Source organism: Coleofasciculus sp. B1-GNL1-01, from assembly GCF_040220235.1.
In the GTDB taxonomy this organism is placed as follows: Bacteria; Cyanobacteriota; Cyanobacteriia; order Cyanobacteriales; family Coleofasciculaceae; genus Coleofasciculus.
In genome coordinates, this window is sequence record NZ_JAVJTO010000061.1 from 1 (window position 1) to 19,856 (window position 19,856).

Annotated in this window: 16 protein-coding genes; 6 read left to right on the forward strand and 10 right to left on the reverse strand. The window is 46.9% G+C overall.

The window, feature by feature from the left end:
* Nucleotides 1–296: 296 nt before the first annotated feature.
* From RID53_RS15290 to RID53_RS15320, 7 genes are all read right to left on the reverse strand, one after another.
* Nucleotides 297–1,268, reverse strand: coding sequence for an NAD-dependent epimerase/dehydratase family protein (locus tag RID53_RS15290; protein WP_446388922.1), 972 nt, complete (start codon nt 1,266–1,268; stop codon nt 297–299).
* Between the two features lie 316 nt (nt 1,269–1,584).
* Nucleotides 1,585–2,241 carry a Uma2 family endonuclease gene (locus tag RID53_RS15295; RefSeq protein ID WP_446388923.1) on the reverse strand — a complete coding sequence of 219 codons (657 nt, stop codon included), beginning with the start codon at nt 2,239–2,241 and terminating at the stop codon, nt 1,585–1,587.
* A 262-nt stretch (nt 2,242–2,503) separates the two neighbouring features.
* On the reverse strand, nt 2,504–3,073 hold the full coding sequence (locus tag RID53_RS15300) for a Uma2 family endonuclease (RefSeq protein WP_446388924.1): 570 nt from the start codon (nt 3,071–3,073) through the stop codon (nt 2,504–2,506).
* 106 nt (nt 3,074–3,179) lie between these two features.
* A complete protein-coding gene (locus RID53_RS15305; protein ID WP_446388925.1) occupies nt 3,180–3,845 on the reverse strand; it encodes a Uma2 family endonuclease in 666 nt (221 codons plus the stop codon).
* A gap of 284 nt (nt 3,846–4,129) precedes the next feature.
* On the reverse strand, nt 4,130–5,263 hold the full coding sequence (locus tag RID53_RS15310; RefSeq protein ID WP_446388926.1) for a hypothetical protein: 1,134 nt from the start codon (nt 5,261–5,263) through the stop codon (nt 4,130–4,132).
* Nucleotides 5,264–5,299: 36 nt separating this feature from the next.
* A complete protein-coding gene (locus tag RID53_RS15315; RefSeq protein WP_446388927.1) occupies nt 5,300–6,580 on the reverse strand; it encodes an aminotransferase class I/II-fold pyridoxal phosphate-dependent enzyme in 1,281 nt (426 codons plus the stop codon).
* Between the two features lie 1,014 nt (nt 6,581–7,594).
* On the reverse strand, nt 7,595–8,611 hold the full coding sequence (locus RID53_RS15320) for a LysR substrate-binding domain-containing protein (protein WP_446388928.1): 1,017 nt from the start codon (nt 8,609–8,611) through the stop codon (nt 7,595–7,597).
* 238 nt (nt 8,612–8,849) lie between these two features.
* Here RID53_RS15320 and RID53_RS15325 point away from each other — a divergent pair, with 238 nt between their 5' ends.
* From RID53_RS15325 to RID53_RS15340, 4 genes are all read left to right on the forward strand, one after another.
* A complete protein-coding gene (locus RID53_RS15325; protein ID WP_446388929.1) occupies nt 8,850–9,527 on the forward strand; it encodes an NnrU family protein in 678 nt (225 codons plus the stop codon).
* A gap of 89 nt (nt 9,528–9,616) precedes the next feature.
* A complete protein-coding gene (gene trxA, locus RID53_RS15330) occupies nt 9,617–10,018 on the forward strand; it encodes a thioredoxin (protein ID WP_446388930.1) in 402 nt (133 codons plus the stop codon).
* Nucleotides 10,019–10,284: 266 nt separating this feature from the next.
* Nucleotides 10,285–12,339: an NAD(P)H-quinone oxidoreductase subunit 5 gene (locus RID53_RS15335; RefSeq protein WP_446388931.1), complete on the forward strand. Its 2,055-nt coding sequence runs from the start codon at nt 10,285–10,287 to the stop codon at nt 12,337–12,339.
* Between the two features lie 162 nt (nt 12,340–12,501).
* A complete protein-coding gene (locus RID53_RS15340; protein ID WP_446388932.1) occupies nt 12,502–14,106 on the forward strand; it encodes an NAD(P)H-quinone oxidoreductase subunit 4 in 1,605 nt (534 codons plus the stop codon).
* Between the two features lie 269 nt (nt 14,107–14,375).
* Here the strand turns inward: RID53_RS15340 and RID53_RS15345 are convergent, their stop codons facing one another.
* The 3 genes from RID53_RS15345 to RID53_RS15355 all read right to left on the reverse strand — a co-directional run bounded on the left by RID53_RS15345 (nt 14,376) and on the right by RID53_RS15355 (nt 17,399).
* Nucleotides 14,376–14,681: a hypothetical protein gene (locus RID53_RS15345; RefSeq protein WP_446388933.1), complete on the reverse strand. Its 306-nt coding sequence runs from the start codon at nt 14,679–14,681 to the stop codon at nt 14,376–14,378.
* 301 nt (nt 14,682–14,982) lie between these two features.
* Nucleotides 14,983–15,939, reverse strand: coding sequence for a GTPase Era (era, locus tag RID53_RS15350; protein WP_446388934.1), 957 nt, complete (start codon nt 15,937–15,939; stop codon nt 14,983–14,985).
* Nucleotides 15,940–16,271: 332 nt separating this feature from the next.
* Nucleotides 16,272–17,399, reverse strand: coding sequence for a M14 family zinc carboxypeptidase (locus tag RID53_RS15355; protein WP_446388935.1), 1,128 nt, complete (start codon nt 17,397–17,399; stop codon nt 16,272–16,274).
* 102 nt (nt 17,400–17,501) lie between these two features.
* Here RID53_RS15355 and aroC point away from each other — a divergent pair, with 102 nt between their 5' ends.
* Together aroC and RID53_RS15365 are read left to right on the forward strand one after the other, a co-directional pair.
* Nucleotides 17,502–18,596 (forward strand): chorismate synthase, encoded by a 1,095-nt coding sequence (gene aroC, locus RID53_RS15360; RefSeq protein ID WP_006099301.1) that lies wholly within the window; start codon nt 17,502–17,504, stop codon nt 18,594–18,596.
* A 7-nt stretch (nt 18,597–18,603) separates the two neighbouring features.
* Nucleotides 18,604–19,452 carry an MBL fold metallo-hydrolase gene (locus RID53_RS15365; RefSeq protein ID WP_446388936.1) on the forward strand — a complete coding sequence of 283 codons (849 nt, stop codon included), beginning with the start codon at nt 18,604–18,606 and terminating at the stop codon, nt 19,450–19,452.
* Nucleotides 19,453–19,856 lie beyond the last annotated feature (404 nt).

A 19,856-nucleotide genomic window follows, 5' to 3' on the forward strand; every position in this document is an offset into this window, starting at 1 on the left:
ACCCGCCCCTACATTAGATTTTTCTCTCAATATCCGATAGATAGATTAACCGGAAATCAGACCGGAAAACCTATTTGATTTCAAAGCGCGATCGCACCCAAAAGGTGTAGGGGCTTTCTTTAGGAATTAAATGAACTAACCTACCTCAAACTTAACAACGAAACCCGCCCTAATCCCCATCCAAATTTGTCGGTTAACCTCAAACCTGATTATAACGGTGCGTTGCGCCGAAAAAAGGATAAATCTTCCTTATCTTCAGCCAACCAGCACCTACAGTACCCTACCCATCTACCCATCTAGGATTGAGTTTTCATAATCCTGACAATCTCGCTGAGGGTTTGCGATACCGATCGCGGATTCCAGCCTAAGTCTTGACGGGCTTTGGTTGCATCAACGCGCACGCACCGATCATAGACGTAATGAACCCGTTCCCGACTCAGAGGCGGTTGCCAATTCAACAGCCGCCCGATGGGGTCAAGGAGGTTTCCGGCGAGTCTCACCAAGGGTTTGGGGGCTTCCGCCGGAACCGGAATTCCAGTGTCTTGACTCAGCAGGCTGAACATGTCACGGGTAGACAGATCCCCCGCCGAAATGATATATTTTTCGCCCGGTTGACCCTTTTGTGCCGCCAGAATCATGGCGCTGGCTAAGTCATCAACGTGGACAATTCCGGTAATGCGATCGCCCCCCGCCCATACTTTTAAGCCGCCTTTGAGAAATTGCTTGAGTACGGGACCAAAATGGGGGTCATCTGCACCAAAGATACCAGACGGGAGAATACTCACCACGGGTAATCCTTGGGTGGCAAATTGGTCTACAATTTGTTGGGCTTGGTATTTGGTGCTGTCATAAGCGCTAGAAAAGTCGGTTTGCTGGCGTTGGAAGGTTTCATTCACGACTTGACCTTTGGTGTCACCAAAAACGCCAATAGTGCTACAGTAGACGAGTTTAGATACACCAACCGCTTGAGCCACCTCTAAAACAGCGCGGGTTCCCTCCACATTCACCCGTTCCATTTTCTTGGCATCCACGAGTCCTAATTCCACATACGCGGCGGTGTGAAATACCCAGTCTACCCCAGTCATAGCTGTTTTTAGGGCGTCGCGATCGCTAATATCGCCGTAAACCAGTTGAATTTGGCAATCTGACAGACGCTGAAGGTTGCTAGACTTGCGGACGAAACCGACAACGCTATCCCCCCGTTGTTCTAATGCTTTAACTAAATGAGAACCGGTAAATCCATTTGCTCCGGTGACTAGGGCTTTCATCCACACCTCCTGGCTTTTAGTGTTAACCAGCCTTTGATTCAAACCCAAGGAACCAAAAGCTCAAGTCAGCTTTAGCTGACTGGATAAGAATTCTACTCGACTAAATTGACCGGAGTTTGAACTCCGGGCTGATTTTCAGGCTTGCTGACTCTATTCAAATTTTAAGCATAGCCAGGAAATAAATTTCCGGCTGAAAGCTAAAGTAAGCTAAAGCTTACTGGGTAAACCTTTGAACCCGTTTCAACGGGTTTAAGCTCTTAGCCCGGAGTTTGAACTCCGGGATCTCTCCGGGATCTCCGGGCTCCGGGCAGATTTTCTATTGATTGTGTAAAAGTTCTCGAATTCGTTGACGAAACAACCGCACGGCTGTTCGCTGCCCTTGGGTATTACTTTGTTCAATAAAACCGGGAATCTCGGTTACAGGTAAAAAGGGAAACGTCATGCTTTGTTCTCTCTGTTCATATTCTCCTTCGACTAATTGATAAACCTGGAGCGTTTGACGAGTATATCTCCACAATTCCGGAACACCCAACGCCGCATAAATAGATTGTTTATCAACAGAGGAACTGGTATAATCTGACTCAATCGCTAAATCAGGCGGTGGATCAATTTCCAGATTGATTCGTCTACCTCGGACTCGTGATTCATTTTGGATATAGAAGCAGCTATCCGGCTCAATAAAACGAGTTAAATCGTCGCGCTTCAAGCTTAATGAACCTAGACTTCTAAGTTCGATACCCAATTCATCGACTATGGCTGTCACAAAGTCTTCAAGCAGTCGTTTGGGTTCTTCATGGTCTTCCAGTGGCATTCTAATTTCTAATACTCCCTGATCATAAGCCATTCTACAGGCTCGGTCTTCGCCAATTTCCGCCAGTAATGTCTTAAAGGTTTGCCAGCTAACGCCTTTTAAGGTAACGACTGGTTCAGCGCCCCTTTTCTGGGATTGAGGCGTTGGTGTTGCTGTTGTCATAGTGAACTGCCCTTGATACCTTGATTCAATTGTAGTCCCTGCCTAAGCTGGGCGTGACAATCATGTTGATACAAGCATAAGTTAAAGCCTTGAGCAATAAAATATAATACCAGGTAGGGTGGGTTAGGCGGTAATTCAATTCAAAAATCACCGTTTAATTCGGTGTCCGCCGTAACCCACCAATCACAAAACTTGTAGTATATTAATGAACAATACTGTGGAAATTGGCGCCAAGTAATTTTCGCGATCGCACACCTGTGATTTACAAACGCTGTCCCAGTTTCAACCAGGAGAATACCTGTTCAACAGTTAGCTGTAGATTGAGGAAATCTGGCACAGGTAGCCTATCCTCTGATTGTCGGATAATTTCTGGTAATTGATTGGGATAAAAACAGATTACGGCTTTCTCATTGGGGTCAATCAACCACCCCAACCTGGTTTGATGTCTGAGACAGAATAAAATATTATCTGTTACCTTGGTTTGTGACTGGTCTGGTGAGAGGATTTCAATTGTCCAATCTGGAGGACATTCAAATACGTTTGCCACTTCTCCATCAGCATCGAAGGGAATTCTATCCCATTGAAAGACGGCAACATCTGGCACAATAGAGCGTCCGCTAAACGTGCAGCGTAATTCGGGGAAAGCGTAAGCGATTTTTTCAGGAAATCCCACCTTGTTTATTGTGTTGGCGAGGCATATTTGTAGTGTGCTGTGTTTCCCTTGTGGCATGGGTTTTTGATAGATTTTACCGTCGATAAATTCGCTAGCAGGTTGGGTTTCGGGAAGTTTGAGAAAGTCAGCTAGGGTGAGTGGTTTAGTTGCTAGGGTCATAGTTACTTGTTTATACTTGGGTTGACGTGTACCCCTGACTCGCGCCCGCCCCGACGTAGGTTTCTAGACTTCCGGTGAAAAACTAGGGGCGTTAGTGCTATTCCTCTTAATCCGAACTTTGATTTGCCAAAATTTCTCGAATTCGCTGGCGAAATAAACGCACTACCGCTCGTTGTCCCATTGTCTTACTCTGCTCAATTAATCCAGGAATCTCAGCAATGGGTAGAAATGAAAATGTCGGACTTTGCTGAGTTTTTTCGTATTGTCCCTCTATCAGTTGATAAACCTCAAGCCTATTCTGGCGATATCGCCAAAGTTCTGGAACACCAAGCTCGGCATAGAGTTTAAATTTATTGATGGAAGAATTTTTATAATCGGACTCAACTACTAAATCAGGCGGTGGGTCATCGGGTAGATTAATTTTGTCTTGACCTCTAACCCTACTTTCATTTTGAATGTAAAAACAGGTGTCAGGTTCAACAGCACGGGTTAAGTCCTCCCGTTCCAATGTTAAAGCACCAAGACTTCTCAACTCAATGCCGAGTTCGTCTACTACAACTTCAATAAAACTCTCTAGCAATCGTTTAGGTTCTTCGTGTTTGGGTAGTGGCATCCGGATTTCTAATATTCCCTGGTCATAAGCTATCCTCCAAGCCCGATTATCTCCTACATCGTGCATTAAGGCTTGATACGTTTGCCAGCTAACCCCTCTGAGTGTAACGATTGGTTCAGCGCGAACTTGTGGTTGTTCTGTTGTTGATGTTGTTGTCACCGTCTAACTCACTATTATTAACTGTTTTAATTGTAGTGGACTGACACAGCTAAAATTGTGGAATAGATTTTACCATTGAATCGGGCGCACGCCATGCGCCCCTACGGTTTCGGGGCGTGATCCTAATTCATCAAATAAACTGTGCCACGCCAGTAGTGGCATGATTTACCTCATTTGATAGATTAGCTTAGGTTCGTAGTAAGGGCTTTAGCCCTATATTCTGTTGGTTTCCTGGCGTCAACCCAACCTACGACCTATTCCACAATTTTAGCTGTGCCACGCCACTACAGCGTTTTTTCATAAATTCGATACGTTTTATAAATTGTCCCCCCCGACGCTTCAATCAACTTACGAGACGGAAAATTATCTTCCCAAACCCAACCTAATTCTGCCCGCTTATAGGGCTTACCTTTCTTAATCCCCCCTTGCATTCCCAAATAAATTAACGCCAACGGCACCATTTTGCGGCGATATTCTGGCAATGAAGCAATCGCAATCACCCGTCCTTGGTCAATCTGGCGACGATACCAAAGAAACTTGAGAATTCCCAGCCAGTTGAGTTTCCCATTAACCTGTTTTAGGGGAATATTATAGTCCGGTAATCCCATAAAAAAGCCGATCATTTCACCCTTGTCTTCGGCAATGGGAAAAACATCTGGATCAACTAAACTCTGTAATGACTTGGCTTCTTCTAGAAATTCTTCTTCGGTTCTCGGCGCCGAACTCCAATTATTAGCAAAGGCACGGTTAAAAAGATGATAAAGGCTGATACAATCCTGTTCAAATCCTTCGCCTTTAGTTCTAATCGGACGAAACGTGATACCCGATTTACAGGCAATCTGATAAGCTTTTTTAAACTTATCCGATAAGGGCTTATCGAGGGGAAAATCATAAGCATAAGCATCCTTCGCTTTCTGCCAGCCATCTTTTTCCAAAAATTCGGGATAGTAGGGGGGATTATAGGGCATCATCACCATGGGTGGTGTATCAAAGCCATCGACCAAAAATAAACAATTATTGTGGGTCGATAAATCAATCGGTCCCCGCGCCACAGTCATCCCTTGTTCGCGCAACCACTGACACGCCGCATTCAGCAGAGATTGTGCGATCGCGAAATCTTGGACACATTCAAAAAACCCAACTAAACCAACCGTTTTCCCCTCTCGTTCAATTAACCGTTGATTCACCGCCGCCACAATTCGCCCCACCGCCTGGGAAGGGTGGGACGAATCCATAGCAATAAATTGCTGTAATTTGCCGTAGCCAAAAAAGGGATTATCGGGGGCAAATTGCTTCGCTACATCGCTACGCAGGGGTGGCACCCAATTAGGGTCATTCCCATAGACTCGTGCAGGTACATCCAGAAACAAGTCCTGGTCGGCTGGAGTGGCTACAGTGCGAATTTTGTCATTTGTCATTTGTCATTCGTCAAATAACCAATAACCCAGGACGAGTTAGGCGCTGATCATGGGTTTATACAAAAAATCTCGTGTTGCTACCATGGCGGCGACTAATTTATCCATCTCCTCCTTAGTATGCAGAGCATTTGCCGTCATTCGGATACGGGGTTTGGCAATAAACCAGATGGGTGATACCCAAATGCCATGATTCTCTAACATGTACTGACCAAATAATTTCGGATTAATTTCTGAGGGTAAAATAACCGGGATCACGTTCGTTTCACCAATGGCATCAAATCCGGCTTCGACTAAGCGCGATCGCAAGTAGCGAGTATTTGCCTGAAGCTTTTTCACCATGTCGGGATGACGGCGCACCTGACGAACGCTTTCCAAGGCGGCGGCTGTCAGAGGTGGTGACAAGGAAACCGTACCAATCGACGTGGGAGAAACATTTAACAGGGGAATCAATTCCGCCACATGGCTGCTAATTGCCGCCCCTGCTGATGCGGCAAACTTGGAGAATGTGGTCATAATCAACGGCACAACACCCTGCTCAATCGCGTATTGGGGTAGGATGCCAAAATGTTCGTAGATACCGCCACCCGTCGCCCCAATCGCTCCACTAGCATGAGCTTCATCCATCACCAAGACACTGCCTTCGTAATGTCGCAGCACCTCGATCATATCGGGGAGGGGGGCAATATCCCCATCCATGGAAAACACCGCATCGGAAATCACCATAATCCGATCATGAGGGCGAGCATAACGACGCAGTTTACGGGCTAAGTCCTCAGCATCACAGTGGCGATAGGCTCTCACCCGCACACGCGGACTATGACCAAATAACTTTCCAGAACGAGTTCCCGCGTTGACGACGGCTGAGAGAATACAGCCATGGTTGAGGACATCAGTCAAAATTAATGTCTCACGGGTATGCTGAAAGCCAGGAACGGGAATAGCCAAATGGCAGAACGCATCCATCAGGGCTTGCATCGCCATCCACGCATTCAAAAAGAGTTGGGTATGGGGTAGGTGCTTAAACTCCGAAATCTCTTGCTCAAGCTGCCGATGCAAATCGATGCGACCACTGAGGACTGAGGTTGAACTGTTGGACGTACCGTATTGAAAAATAGCATCAACCGCTGCTTGGCGAACCGCCTCGTTCTGAACCAGACCCAAGACATCATTCGTACAGAACGTGAGAACCGTCTGACGCTTTCCTGTGGCGACTGATTCTATCTCGACTAAATTCCCTTGCTTTTGATGGCAAACATATTCGTCGGGCGCTAATCCACTTTCGTACCACCGCTGGACGTACTCTTTGACAACTTCCACAACCTTACTCCTCTCACCTTTTCCTAGATAGACTACCGCTTCTAGCTAAAAATGTGTGTTTTTCTCTCAACTTTAAGTGATTATCCCGACTGAATATCAAGCTCCATGTTGGCGATTTTATAGAGTACACGGTAATCCTATATAATACGGGGTGATTGGACAGGGCGGCTTATGACAGACAATAACGCTGGCACATTGGCGATCGCTCTCGTTGCTGCTTTTTTGATTTCTGCTCTAGCAGGGTAGCATAAAACGCAGCCCCCTGCGGGATTTGTTTTAATCCAAGCCTCCGGAATACCCCACTCGCCTACGGGGTGCGGAGTGATCAAGGAGGTGGTTGAGTGGGTTTGGATGCCCCTGAAACCATTAACTCCGTTGAATGAGCAACGGCACGACAGTGGCGATTTGCGCTTGGACTTTGCTCACAGTATGTACAACGGGCATACCAAAACTGCCTAAATAGGGTCTGCTGAATAAGGGTTGTGGTGAGGGGAAGCTGGGGAAGCTGGGGAAGTAGGGGGAGGGAAAGTTATATCTTGGAATTTGGTATAAATACCATGCTAGGTTTGGATATAGCGCCTTTGCTAGGGCAACGCTACGATTAGTTGCGATCTGATCGCCCTTAGATTTTATCGGGAGATAAGATACTGTTTTAAAACTATACGCGATCGCCAAACAAAATGGGGTATGTTTTTCCTCGGAATCGCGTTATTCATATCCTTGAACAAGCTGTTGCCGTTCGGCGTCTTTAGCCTTTTATTTTATTCAACAATTTTGAATTTGTTGTCGTCTGGCTGCTTGCAATTTAGGATTATTTATAATCTTTTAATTTAACGGCTAAACATCGAGCCAAATTTCCCACTATTGCCAGCCAGCATTTCTCCCCATTAGGCAATTCATTCCCTAGTAGAGGCACGACATGTCGTACCCCTACAGGTAGCTCACTCTTACTCCTACACTCTCACACCTCTACACTCAGGCAATTTCAACCGAAAACCTTTCGTGCAATTGTCCTTAACCTGTCGGTTGAGACGACGCCGGTTGAGATGATGCCGAATTCAATTTAGGAGCAGTTATTGGCGGCGAGGCAGGTGGTTTTTCTTCCCATCCTGGAGGCGCAAACTGGGGCAAAATTTCCCGGCTGAAGGCTTCGGCAGCTTTGGAACGGTAGCGATGGGGATTGACGATTAAAGACAGCGTTCGCTTCACCACGACGCCTTCTATCGTTGCTCGATGTAAAACACCCATTTGCAATTCTTTTTCGATGGCTGAAATAGACACAAACGCTGCACCCAATCCCGATTGCACGGCGTTTTTAATTGCCTCAATTGAGTTGAGTTCCATCTCAATCTTCAGGCGGCGGGTATCAATATCACAGCGCGTGAGAACCTGGTCGATTACCTTACGAATCGTGGATTGGGAGTCGAGCGCAATAAATTGTAACTTATACAAATCCTCCTTATGCACAGTTCCCACTTTTGCCAGGGGGTGAAAGACAGGTAAAATTAGCGCCAACTCGTCTTCCGAGTAAGGCATAATATGTAAAGTTTCTTGAAGTTCCGTGGGGACTTCACCGCCAATGATGGCTAAATCTACCTGTCCATTGGAAACAGACCAAGAAGTACGGCGCGTCGAGTGAACTTGTAATTGTACCGACACATCGGGATACTTCTGTCGAAACAAGCCAATCATCCGAGGTAAGAGATAGGTTCCCGTGGTTTGAGACGCGCCTACAATCAGCGTCCCACCCTGGAGATTTTGTAAATCCTCAATCGCCCGACAGGTTTCCTGACAAAGGGTGAGAATTTTTTCACCGTAGCTTAGGAGTAAGTGTCCGGCTTCTGTCAATTGAGCGCGACGCCCGCCTCGGTCAAATAAGGGGACATCAAGCTGTCGTTCCAAGTTTTGCACTTGTAAACTCACAGCCGGTTGGGAAACGTACAAACTATCCGCCGCACGTTTAAAACTCCCCTCAGAAGCGATTGCTTTGAGAATGCGGAGTTGATCGAGAGTGAAAGGAAGGTCAGACATAGGAGCTAAACCATCAAAAAAGGAGCAATAACAGGCAATCCCAGGGGGGTTGAAGATGGGATTTAACGTCAACGATAGTAGGAATTGCCAAAAACGAACGTGTAAACCTGTGCCTGAAATCGACAGTAACACAACACGGGATCAAGTCCTTGAGTATTCTTGCTAGGATGAATTGGGCAACGAATCGACATCAGGATTTATGGGGGTCTGGACTAACGTGACATTCAGTCATTGGGTAATGGCTGGACTGCTTTTGAGCTTTGCGATCGCGCATAGTGGTCTAGCTGCACTACGACCTTGGGCTGAACAACAGATTGGCGCGAGGTTCTATCGAATTTTATTTGCTCTGGTTAGCCTATCTCTTGCTGTTGTATTAATTATTTACTTTTTCAACCACCGCTACGATGGGATTCAATTGTGGCGGGTGCAGGGAATTCCGGGGATCAAACCCTTAGTCTGGTGGCTTTCAGCAGTTTCTTTTTTGTTTCTCTACCCCGCCACATTCAACCTGTTAGAAATCGCCGCCATCCAGAAACCCCAAGTTCATCTCTACGAAACCGGAATCATTCGGATTACCCGACATCCGCAAATGGTGGGACAGGTAATTTGGTGTATTGCTCACACCCTCTGGATTGGCACCAGCTTCACTCTACTCACCTCGGTGGGATTAATTTTGCACCATTGTTTTGGCGTTTGGCATGGGGATCAACGGCTCTCCAAGCGCTATGGCGATGCCTTTGAGTCTGTCAAAGAACGCACCTCCGTTTTTCCCTTCCTTGCCGTGATTCAGGGACGTCAAACCCTGAAATGGGAAGAATTTATCCGTCCTGCCTATCTAGGTGTAATCGGCTTTGTCGGCTTGTTGTGGTGGGCGCATCCCCTACTTATGCGAGCAACTGCCCAAATAAATTGGTAAAATTATTGGATTTATTGTTCAAATAATCCCAATTCGATGTAGCATGATCCCAAGGAAGCGAGTAAAAATCCAATAGAATTCGAGGGATCATGGTGTTGTCGGTGAACGAGCAGACGTTTAAGCAATACGTTTTAGAAAACTCTAAGATGGTTCTGGTTGATTTTTGGGCACCTTGGTGTGGGCTATGTCGCCTAATCCAGCCAATGTTGGAGGACGTACAGCAGGAATGGAGCGATCGGATTGAAGTGGTGCGGGTGAATGCGGATAACAGTCTCAGGCTTGCCAGTACCTATCAACTCAAATCTTTACCCACCTTGCTCTTATTTGAAAACGGTCAGTTAGTGGGGCGATTGGAAGGCTTTCAAGGACGAGATGACTTGCGCTTGGCGATTCAAAATCTGATCGGGAACAATCAATCGCAGTTTTCAGCATCCATTGGGCAAGGTTTAACTCATACCGCCTTAGAGAGTGCCACTCAATCAGCCGCTTAGTCTATAAAGGCAGAGGGCAGAGGGCAGGAGGCAGAGGGCAAAGGGCTGTAAGGCTTACGGAATCTGCTTTTTAGCTTATTGTTAACGAATAAGTAGGAAGAGTGTCAATATCAGCAAAATTAATCAACCCATGAGTTTTCTTATAAAATAAGTATTTCTACTTGAGGTTGGCTCACACCGAGCCAACTTTCTTTTTGTATAGGTATATGTCACAGTTGTTAACGGTTTGTCAAAATAGTAAAGAAATCTAAAGTAAGCTGTCTTCCATGGAACCGCTTTATCAATATGCCTGGTTGATCCCGGTCTTGCCCTTGGCAGGGGCAATGCTAGTCGGCTTAGGGCTTATCTCATTCAACAAAACCACGAATCAGCTACGACAGTTATCCTCCGTGTTCGTCGTCTCCCTGCTGGGGGCGGCGATGGTGCTGTCGTTTGCCATCTTCTGGAGTCAATTTCACGGACATGAACCGTTTACCCGTACCCTGGAATGGGCGGCAGCGGGGAATTTTCACCTGATGATGGGGTACACCATCGACAACTTAACGGCGTTGATGCTAGTAGTCGTTACTACCGTCGCCTTTCTGGTCATGGTGTATACCGACGGCTACATGGCACACGACTCCGGTTATGTGCGCTTCTATGCCTATTTGAGCCTGTTTAGTTCCTCAATGTTGGGTCTGGTGATTAGTCCCAACCTGATACAGGTTTATATTTTCTGGGAACTGGTGGGCATGTGTTCGTACCTACTCATCGGATTCTGGTACGATCGCAAAGCTGCCGCCGATGCTTGTCAAAAAGCCTTTGTGGTTAACCGGGTGGGGGACTTTGGTCTCCTTTTGGGTATCCTGGGGCTGTACTGGGCAACCGGTAGCTTTGAGTTTGATGTCATGGGCGCCCACTTAGAAGCCTTTGTCGAATCCGGTTATATTAGCAGCGGACTCGCCGCCCTGTTTGCTGTATTAGTCTTTTTAGGACCCGTTGCCAAATCTGCTCAATTTCCCTTGCACGTTTGGCTTCCTGACGCGATGGAAGGTCCTACCCCAATTTCGGCACTGATTCACGCCGCGACAATGGTGGCGGCTGGGGTATTTCTGATTGCCCGTATGTACCCCGTGTTTGAAAATATCCCCGTGGCGATGACGGTGATTGCCTGGACAGGCGGATTTACTGCCTTTTTAGGAGCAACCATCGCCCTGACCCAAAATGACATCAAAAAGGGTCTTGCCTATTCCACAATCTCCCAGTTGGGCTACATGGTCATGGCAATGGGGATTGGCGCCTACAGTGCCGGGTTATTCCACCTGATGACCCACGCTTATTTTAAAGCCATGCTCTTCCTCTGTTCCGGTTCCGTGATTCATGGCATGGAAGCCGTGGTGGGTCATGATCCGGATTTAGCCCAGGATATGCGGCTGATGGGGGGATTGCGGAAGTATATGCCAATTACGTCCCTAACCTTTCTAATTGGCACCCTGGCAATTTGTGGGATTCCTCCCTTTGCCGGGTTTTGGTCAAAGGATGAAATCTTAGGCAATGCCTTTGCTGCGTCTCCAGGACTGTGGGTTGTCGGTTGGCTAACGGCTGGACTGACTGCCTTCTATATGTTCCGCATGTATTTCATGACCTTTGAGGGCGATTTCCGGGGGAATATCACCAGTATTAAGGAACAAATTAAAGGGGCTGTGGCTGAACCCGTACCTGCGTTTGGACCCGGTGCCATGGATAGGCGGGAATTAGAGGCTGAGGATCATGATCATGGGCATAGTGAGTCTCCCCATGAATCACCCTTAACCATGACCTTACCTTTACTGTTACTGGCTGTCCCCTCAACCCTGATTGGTTTGGTGGGAATGCCCTTTGACAACTACTTTGAGGAATTCATCCACACCCCCGGGGAAACTGTGGCGGAAGTAGTGAGTCATGAAGCGGCGTTTAACTGGAGTGAGTTTCTGGTGATGGCGGGTTCCTCAGTGGGGATTGCCCTAATTGGCATTACCGTAGCGTCGCTGATGTACCGGATGGGTCAAATTGATCCAAGTGCGATCGCGAAAAACTTTACATCGCTTTACAAGTTTTCCCTCAACAAGTGGTATTTCGATGATATCTATAATCGGCTGTTCGTCCAGGGAAGCCGTCGCCTAGCCCGCCAAGTGATGGAAGTAGACTACCGTGTGGTGGATGGTGCGGTTAATTTAACCGGTTTAGTTACCCTGATCAGTGGTGAAGGACTGAAATATCTCGAAAACGGTCGCGCCCAATTCTATGCGCTGATTATTTTTGGGGCAGTTCTCGGTTTTGTGATTGTTTCTGGGTTGTCTTAAGAATGTGTCATTTGTCATTTGTCCTTTGTTCTATCCTGTGGCAAATTGTGTCTCTGTTGTCATTCGTTCAGAGTTAGTTCACTTGATGACGAATGGCTAATGACCAATGACTAATGACGAATAACCAATGACCAATGACCAATGACTAATGACTAATGACCAATGACTGATTTTCCTTGGTTAACCGTAATTATTCTGTTTCCCATCGTCGCTTCTGTGGGCATTCCTTTATTGCCGGAGAAGAATGGTGTATGGGAACGCTGGTATGCCCTGATTGTTGGGCTAATTGATTTTACGTTGATTGTTTGTGCCTTTGTCATCAACTATGACTTTGCCAATCCGGGACTGCAACTGGTTGAAAAATATGCCTGGGTACCTACGCTGGACTTGAATTGGTCGGTGGGGGTGGATGGCTTATCAATGCCGTTGGTACTGCTGACGGGGTTTATGACAACGTTGGCAATCCTGGCGGCTTGGCCCGTAACCCTAAAGCCTAAGCTGTTTTACTTCCTAATGCTGGCAATGTACGGCGGTCAAATTGCCGTGTTTGCGGTGCAGGATATGCTGTTGTTTTTCCTGGCGTGGGAACTGGAGTTAATTCCGGTGTATTTGCTGCTGTCGATTTGGGGCGGCAAAAAGCGGCTGTATGCAGCGACGAAGTTTATTCTGTATACGGCAGGGGGTTCGCTGTTTATTTTGATTGCAGCCTTGGCGATGGCATTCTATGGGGATACTGTCACCTTTGATATGCGATCGCTCGCCCTGAAGGATTATGCGATTAATCTAGAATTGTTGCTGTATGCGGCGTTTCTGATTTCCTACGGGGTCAAGTTACCGATTTTCCCCTTGCATACTTGGTTACCCGATGCCCACGGCGAAGCCACCGCCCCGGTTCACATGTTGCTAGCGGGGATTCTGTTGAAGATGGGTGGATATGCCCTGATTCGCATGAATGCCGGGATGTTACCCGATGCCCATGCCTATTTTGCCCCGGTGTTGGTGATTTTGGGCGTGGTGAATATCGTGTATGCGGCATTAACCTCCTTTGCTCAACGCAACCTCAAGCGCAAGATTGCCTATTCCTCGATTTCCCACATGGGCTTTGTTTTAATCGGGATTGGCTCATTTACCGACTTGGGTTTGAGTGGGGCGGTGTTGCAAATGGTGTCCCACGGCTTAATTGGGGCGAGTTTGTTCTTCTTAGTTGGGGCAACATACGACCGCACCCATACCCTAATGTTGGATGAAATGGGAGGTGTCGGTCAAAAGATGCGGAAGATTTTTGCCATGTGGACGACTTGTTCCATGGCGTCTCTGGCGTTACCGGGGATGAGTGGGTTTGTGGCAGAGTTAATGGTGTTTGTCGGATTTGCCACTTCGGATGCCTACAATTCCACGTTTAAGGTGATTGTCGTCTTTTTAGCCGCCGTTGGGGTGATTCTGACGCCGATTTATCTGCTGTCCAATCTGCGGGAAATCTTCTACGGTTCTGAGAATAAGGAACTGGTGGAACACGAGGTTTTGCAGGATGCGGAACCGCGTGAGGTGTTTATTATTGCTTGTTTGCTGGTGCCGATTATTGGGATTGGCTTGTATCCCAAGCTAATCACGCAGATGTATGACTCGACGACGCAGCAGTTAACTGCCCGGTTGCGGGGTTCAGTACCGACGTTAGCTGAAGGGAAACCGCCCATGGTATCCATGGTAGCCCCAGAAATCGGAGGACGCGATCGCGTGGGGTTAGAGGTTCCTCCACCGATGCGTTAGCGCTGCTGGTTTCAATGTTTAGGTAGGGGTACGGCATTGTCGTGCCTCTATTTTTTCACCTAGTTAGGGCTTGCTGCACAACTCCGAAACCCTTAACCACCAATACTTTGAGCTTTATTGACACAGGGTTTGATTCAAGGAAATCGGGTAGCATCCTTCATAAGTATGGCATCACCTTGCTCAGGGAAAATGTACCCTTGCTCCCCCAGCTCCCCCAGCTCCCCCAGCTCCCCCAGCTCCCCCTCACCACAACACTTATTCAGCAGCCCCTAGTTAACAGGCGAATCATCTACCGGATCAGGCTGCGAATTCGGTGGCTCAATACCCTCAATCTCTAAACGGGTTTCACTACCAGCCGTTGGATTCACATCCAATAGCGGCTCCGTTTCAGATTCTTGTTGCAGGCTTTCCTCCGCTTCCGGATTGTCTTCCTGGAGAGTGCGAATTTCTCGCTCTAATTGCTCCCATCCCTGCTCGAAAAATTCTTGAGTGGGAGTTCTGGCTTGAACCATTGCTCCACTCGTTATGCCGATTGTGGTGAGAATTGTAGTCAGTATAACAATTGTGAATTTCATGGCGATCGCCTTCCTTAAATTACTGTTGTAGAATGCCGAGTCTGAAACTCTGCCAGCCTCACCCTGAATCTATAAACGTTAGAAAAACTTGCCCCGCTTCAGAACGGTAAATCTACTGCTCTGAGCTTGACGTAGATTTATCTTTATGATATAGATTTTAGCCTAAGTTTCAGGAACATGTCTGAAAACCGTTTCCAGAAGAAAAAGGTACAGATGAGGAAGATAGGAGAGATGCAGAAGTTGTAGAGACGTTGCATGCAACATCTCTACTCTACCTGTTCCCTGAATCCTTACCAAATAACTATTCCTCCAACCGATAACCCAACTCTGCTAATCTCAGACGAGATTGTCGCCACTTAGGTTGCACTTTCACAAATAATTCTAGATAAACTTTACCGGCAATTAACTTTTGAATTTGCTGACGCGCCGCCGAACCAATGGTTTTCAGCATACTGCCCTTTTTGCCAATTAAAATTCCTTTTTGTGACTCCCGTTCAACGTGAATCGTGGCGAGGATGCGGGTAATTTTAGGTTCTTCCTCAACAGCATCAATGGTAATAGCGACGGAATGGGGAACTTCCTGGCGAGTCAACAGCAGAATTTGCTCTCGAATTAATTCTCCCATAATAAAACGTTCGGGTTGATCGGTGACTAAGTTCGGCGGATAATAATAGGGACCTGGTTCTAGCCGACCAATTAACTGTTCCTGCAAGGTTGCCAACCCGTCACCCGTCAAGGCAGAGAATTTTGTCACCTGCCAATTGTGGGGATCTGCCAGTTGATGATACCCTTCATCTAAGCCTTTCCCTGGCGATTGTAAATCTGATTTGTTAACGCCCAGAATTACAGGTGTTGAGGTTTGGCTGAGTAGATTACTAATATAGCGATCGCCTCCTCCTGCGGGTGTCGCTCCATCCACGACAAACAGCACTACATCCACCGCTTCAATAGCAATCCTAGCATTTTGCACCAACACTTTCCCCAATTGATGATGGGGCTTATGGATTCCTGGCGTATCCACAAAAATCAGTTGAGCATTGTCTGTTGTCAGAATCCCCTGCAAGCGGTTGCGAGTGGTTTGGGCGACGGGGGAGGTGATGGCAATTTTCTGCCCCACCAATTCATTCATTAACGTCGATTTGCCCACATTCGGGCGTCCAATGATACCGACAAAGCCAGATTTAAATCCCTCTGGGGCTTGAGGAATCATTACGGCGTCTGCGTCGGGAATTAAGGTGAAATTGTTGCTGTCTTCCATATTTATATTCGAGCGACAGAAGCTTCAATACAATTCTAAGTAGGTGGGGACAATTAAAGTTAACGGTGGGGAACTCGCTTTCGCGAGAAGCAAGCTACGTCATTAGTCCTTCGTCATTCGTCCTTTGTAAGGGTTTGAGGCTTTTTAACATAACTTCATAAGGTTGAGTTTATTTCCACCAACCTACTTATGGCACATCTGTTTAACTGAAAGAGCGGGTTTAGGCACAATTGTAGGGGCGGGTTTAGGCACTAAATTTAACTATCCACCGATAACGGAAAAACAAAACCCGCTCTCCCCACCAATAACGGAACAACAACATCTATCTTTATCTACATAATTGATAAAACATACTCGCCTTCATTAACCGCATAATTCTTAGCAACGCTAAACACCAAACCATCGGATTCAGCCTGAACGTCAATTATTTGAGGTAAATCCCCTTCTCGATTAAAACTCAGTAATTGATACAAAGGCTGCTCGACTTGAATTTGACTGCCCAACGGAACTCGTGATTGAATCATCCCCCCGACTGGAGCGTAGTACGGCTTAATTTGGCTTTTTATGGTAAACTTAACCGATTGATCAGTGGTGTTGTCTAGGGGCAAATCTGGACAATCGAGCAGTTGTTTTTGTGCCAGATAATTTTTGATCCCCAGCACTCCTTTTTTTACCGAGTCGGGATTCATTTCCATCCCTGAACCCAGTTCCAATGTCCAAGACTCAACATCAAACTGAATCGCTTTACCAAAGGCGGCTAATTGCTTCTCCAATGCCAACCACGGCTTCATAAAGGCTTCGTCAAAGGCATCGCCGTCATATTCATTCATTAAAATTCCGCGATCCAAGAGAAAAGCTTTGGCACTTTCCTCACGACTCTGAAAACAATACAAATAATCGATCGCCTGATTTGTGGAACTATGAATATCAATCACATAGTTGGCATCTAAACAAAGGGATTGTAGCTGATAGCGATAGCGTTCACTAAAAGGAAGTCCGCTAGAAGAATTTAGTTTATTCCTGTGTTGTTCAAAGCTAGCTTGAATGCGTGCTAAATAATTTTTGCGGATTTCTTCAGGAGAGTAATGTATCTGAACTTCAGCAAACTTAGCTAAATCCTCTTCTTCTTTTTCGTAGTCCCAAAATATCCGATTCCAATCTTTGCCATCGTAGGGATTGAAGCGCCCAGTGGCAAAGAAATGATTCCGCTGATTAGTGCCGATGGGATTACAGACAGGAACCAGCCAAATTTCTCCAGTGAGTTGGTTGTCCTCTACGTGGCTGAAAAATTCAATAAGTTGGTGAATAACAGCATTGCCAACAATTTCTGAACCATGGAGATTGGCTTGAATGTATGCCTTTTTCCCAGGATTAGCGCCAATAAACTTATAGACTGGGATAGAAAGGCGATCGCCTGAGGCGAGATGCTGAATCGGAATTGTGGTAATCGTGGGAACCATAGCGATTGGGTACAGGACAGTAGGAGGGCTAGGGTATAGGATGGGCGCAGACAGCTAAATCGTTGCTAACATAAGAATCTTAATGGCATCATCTCGATCATTATGGGCAATAGTTTCGGGCATCTGTTTCGGATTACGACTTACGGGGAATCCCACGGCGGCGGTGTCGGTGTGGTGATTGATGGATGTCCACCCCAACTGGAGATTTCCGCCGCAGAGATTCAGTTTGAACTCGATCGCAGGCGTCCGGGACAAAGCAAGATTACCACCCCGCGCAAGGAAACCGATACCTGTGAAATTCTCTCAGGCGTCTTTGAAGGAAAAACCTTGGGTACTTCCATTTCTATCTTTGTCCCCAACAAAGATACCCGCCCCCAAGATTACTCAGAGATGGCGGTCAAATATCGCCCATCCCACGCCGATGCCACCTATGATGCTAAATATGGGATTCGCAATTGGCAGGGCGGTGGACGTTCCTCCGCACGGGAAACCATTGGTCGAGTTGCAGCGGGTGCGATCGCCAAAAAAATCCTTAAACAGGTTGCCAATGTGGACATCGTTGGCTATGTTAAACGCATTCATGATTTGGAAGGCATCGTTGATCCCCACACCATCACCCTGGAACAGGTTGAAAGTAATATCGTCCGTTGTCCTGATAGTGAATGCGCCCAACGAATGATAGAAAAAATCGAGTTAATCCGGCGTGAAGGGGATTCCATTGGTGGGGTAGTCGAATGTGTTGCCCGCAATGTGCCAAAAGGACTAGGAGAACCCGTCTTTGATAAGCTAGAAGCAGATCTCGCCAAAGGGGTGATGTCTCTACCCGCTAGCAAAGGCTTTGAGATTGGGTCTGGCTTTGCCGGAACCTTACTCACGGGTTCTGAACATAATGATGAATTCTATCTCGATGATACGGGAACGGTGCGGACGACAACCAACCGTTCTGGCGGCATTCAGGGAGGTATCACAAACGGAGAATCGATTATTTTGCGAGTGGCGTTTAAGCCCACTGCTACTATACGAAAAGAACAGCGTACAGTGACCAGTACAGGTGAAGAAACAATATTAGCAGCCAAAGGGCGTCACGACCCTTGCGTCTTGCCCAGGGCTGTGCCTATGGTAGAAGCAATGGTCGCCTTAGTATTATGTGATCACCTACTGCGTCATCAGGGTCAGTGCCATACATTAAAGCCTTAAAATTCCGATGGAAAGCAGTCCTTCCTCTGAGTTCGTTGTCCAATTCTGGGGCGTGCGGGGTAGTATTCCCTCCCCTGGCAAAGAAACCATTCGCTACGGCGGTAACACCTCCTGTGTGGAGATGCGTATCGCTGACAAACGCCTAATTTTTGATGGGGGTACCGGTATCCGGATGCTGGGTAAGAATCTCAAGCCCCAACTCCCCATTGAAGCCTATTGGTTTTTTACCCATTATCACTGGGATCATATTCAAGGCGTACCCTTTTTTGACCCCGCCTTTTTGGAGGGGAATCTGTTGCATATTCATGGCGCTGCACCGGATGGAGTGTCAATGCAACAGCATTTCAAAGAACGGGTATTGCATTTGAATTCCCCGGTTCCGAAACGAGAGATCCAGGCAGATTTGAAATTCTATGACTTAATCTGTGGCGATACCATGACCCTAGGGGATATTACGATTGAAACCAGTCCCCTAAATCATCCCAACGGGGCAATGGGCTATCGGGTAACATGGCAAGGACGTTCGGCGGTCTACTGCACCGATACCGAACATTATCCGGATCACTTGGATGAAAATGTACTGCATCTAGCCCGTGATGCGGATATCCTGATTTACGATGCCATGTACACTGACCAAGAATACCACAATCCCAAGTCGCCTAAGGTGGGTTGGGGACATTCAACCTGGCAAGAAGGGGTAAAACTCGCCAAAGCTGCTAAGGTTAAACAACTGGCGATTTTTCACCACGAACCGAATCATTCCGATGATATGCTCGATGAAATTGCCATCGAGGTGCAAAGCGCTTGTGAAGGGTCGTTTTTGGCAAAGGAAGGACTAATCATTCCGCTCATTTAGAACACCAGTCCAGTCATCGAAATCAATGCTAGAACTACAGCTTCTGTAAAGCCAACTGTGCATCCTGTGCGGCTAAAGAATGTCCCTTGAATGGGACTATCAATTCGCCTGTGTTGATGTGCGACAGCTTGAAACTCCTCGATGCCGTTCCGTTGGGATACTGGATTGCTTCACCAGGGAAGTGTTTGCTATAACCCACATTCCACCCTTACAGCGCTGGCTCTCCCGTACTTAGGGTGATAATAAAGTCTTATGAATTAAGTCAAAGTCCCACGGTGTAATGCTTGTAGGTTGGGTTGACGAAGGAAACCCAACTAATTAAGCGATTAAGCTAGGTTTTCTTCAAATCAAGCCAATCGCTACACATATAAGGAAAATTTATCACCTTATGTACGGGAGAGCCA

Bases quoted from the DNA above. Each gene is read 5' to 3' on its own strand.
- RID53_RS15310 (WP_446388926.1), bottom strand. From the start codon at position 5,263: ATGACAAATGACAAAATTCGCACTGTAGCCACTCCAGCCGACCAGGAC.
- RID53_RS15340 (WP_446388932.1), top strand. From the start codon at position 12,502: ATGACTGATTTTCCTTGGTTAACCGTAATTATTCTGTTTCCCATCGTC.
- trxA (WP_446388930.1), top strand. From the start codon at position 9,617: ATGGTGTTGTCGGTGAACGAGCAGACGTTTAAGCAATACGTTTTAGAA.
- RID53_RS15300 (WP_446388924.1), bottom strand. From the start codon at position 3,073: ATGACCCTAGCAACTAAACCACTCACCCTAGCTGACTTTCTCAAACTT.
- RID53_RS15345 (WP_446388933.1), bottom strand. From the start codon at position 14,681: ATGAAATTCACAATTGTTATACTGACTACAATTCTCACCACAATCGGC.
- era (WP_446388934.1), bottom strand. From the start codon at position 15,939: ATGGAAGACAGCAACAATTTCACCTTAATTCCCGACGCAGACGCCGTA.
- RID53_RS15290 (WP_446388922.1), bottom strand. From the start codon at position 1,268: ATGAAAGCCCTAGTCACCGGAGCAAATGGATTTACCGGTTCTCATTTA.
- RID53_RS15295 (WP_446388923.1), bottom strand. From the start codon at position 2,241: ATGACAACAGCAACACCAACGCCTCAATCCCAGAAAAGGGGCGCTGAA.
- aroC (WP_006099301.1), top strand. From the start codon at position 17,502: ATGGGCAATAGTTTCGGGCATCTGTTTCGGATTACGACTTACGGGGAA.
- RID53_RS15320 (WP_446388928.1), bottom strand. From the start codon at position 8,611: ATGTCTGACCTTCCTTTCACTCTCGATCAACTCCGCATTCTCAAAGCA.
- RID53_RS15325 (WP_446388929.1), top strand. From the start codon at position 8,850: ATGGCTGGACTGCTTTTGAGCTTTGCGATCGCGCATAGTGGTCTAGCT.
- RID53_RS15365 (WP_446388936.1), top strand. From the start codon at position 18,604: ATGGAAAGCAGTCCTTCCTCTGAGTTCGTTGTCCAATTCTGGGGCGTG.
- RID53_RS15335 (WP_446388931.1), top strand. From the start codon at position 10,285: ATGGAACCGCTTTATCAATATGCCTGGTTGATCCCGGTCTTGCCCTTG.
- RID53_RS15355 (WP_446388935.1), bottom strand. From the start codon at position 17,399: ATGGTTCCCACGATTACCACAATTCCGATTCAGCATCTCGCCTCAGGC.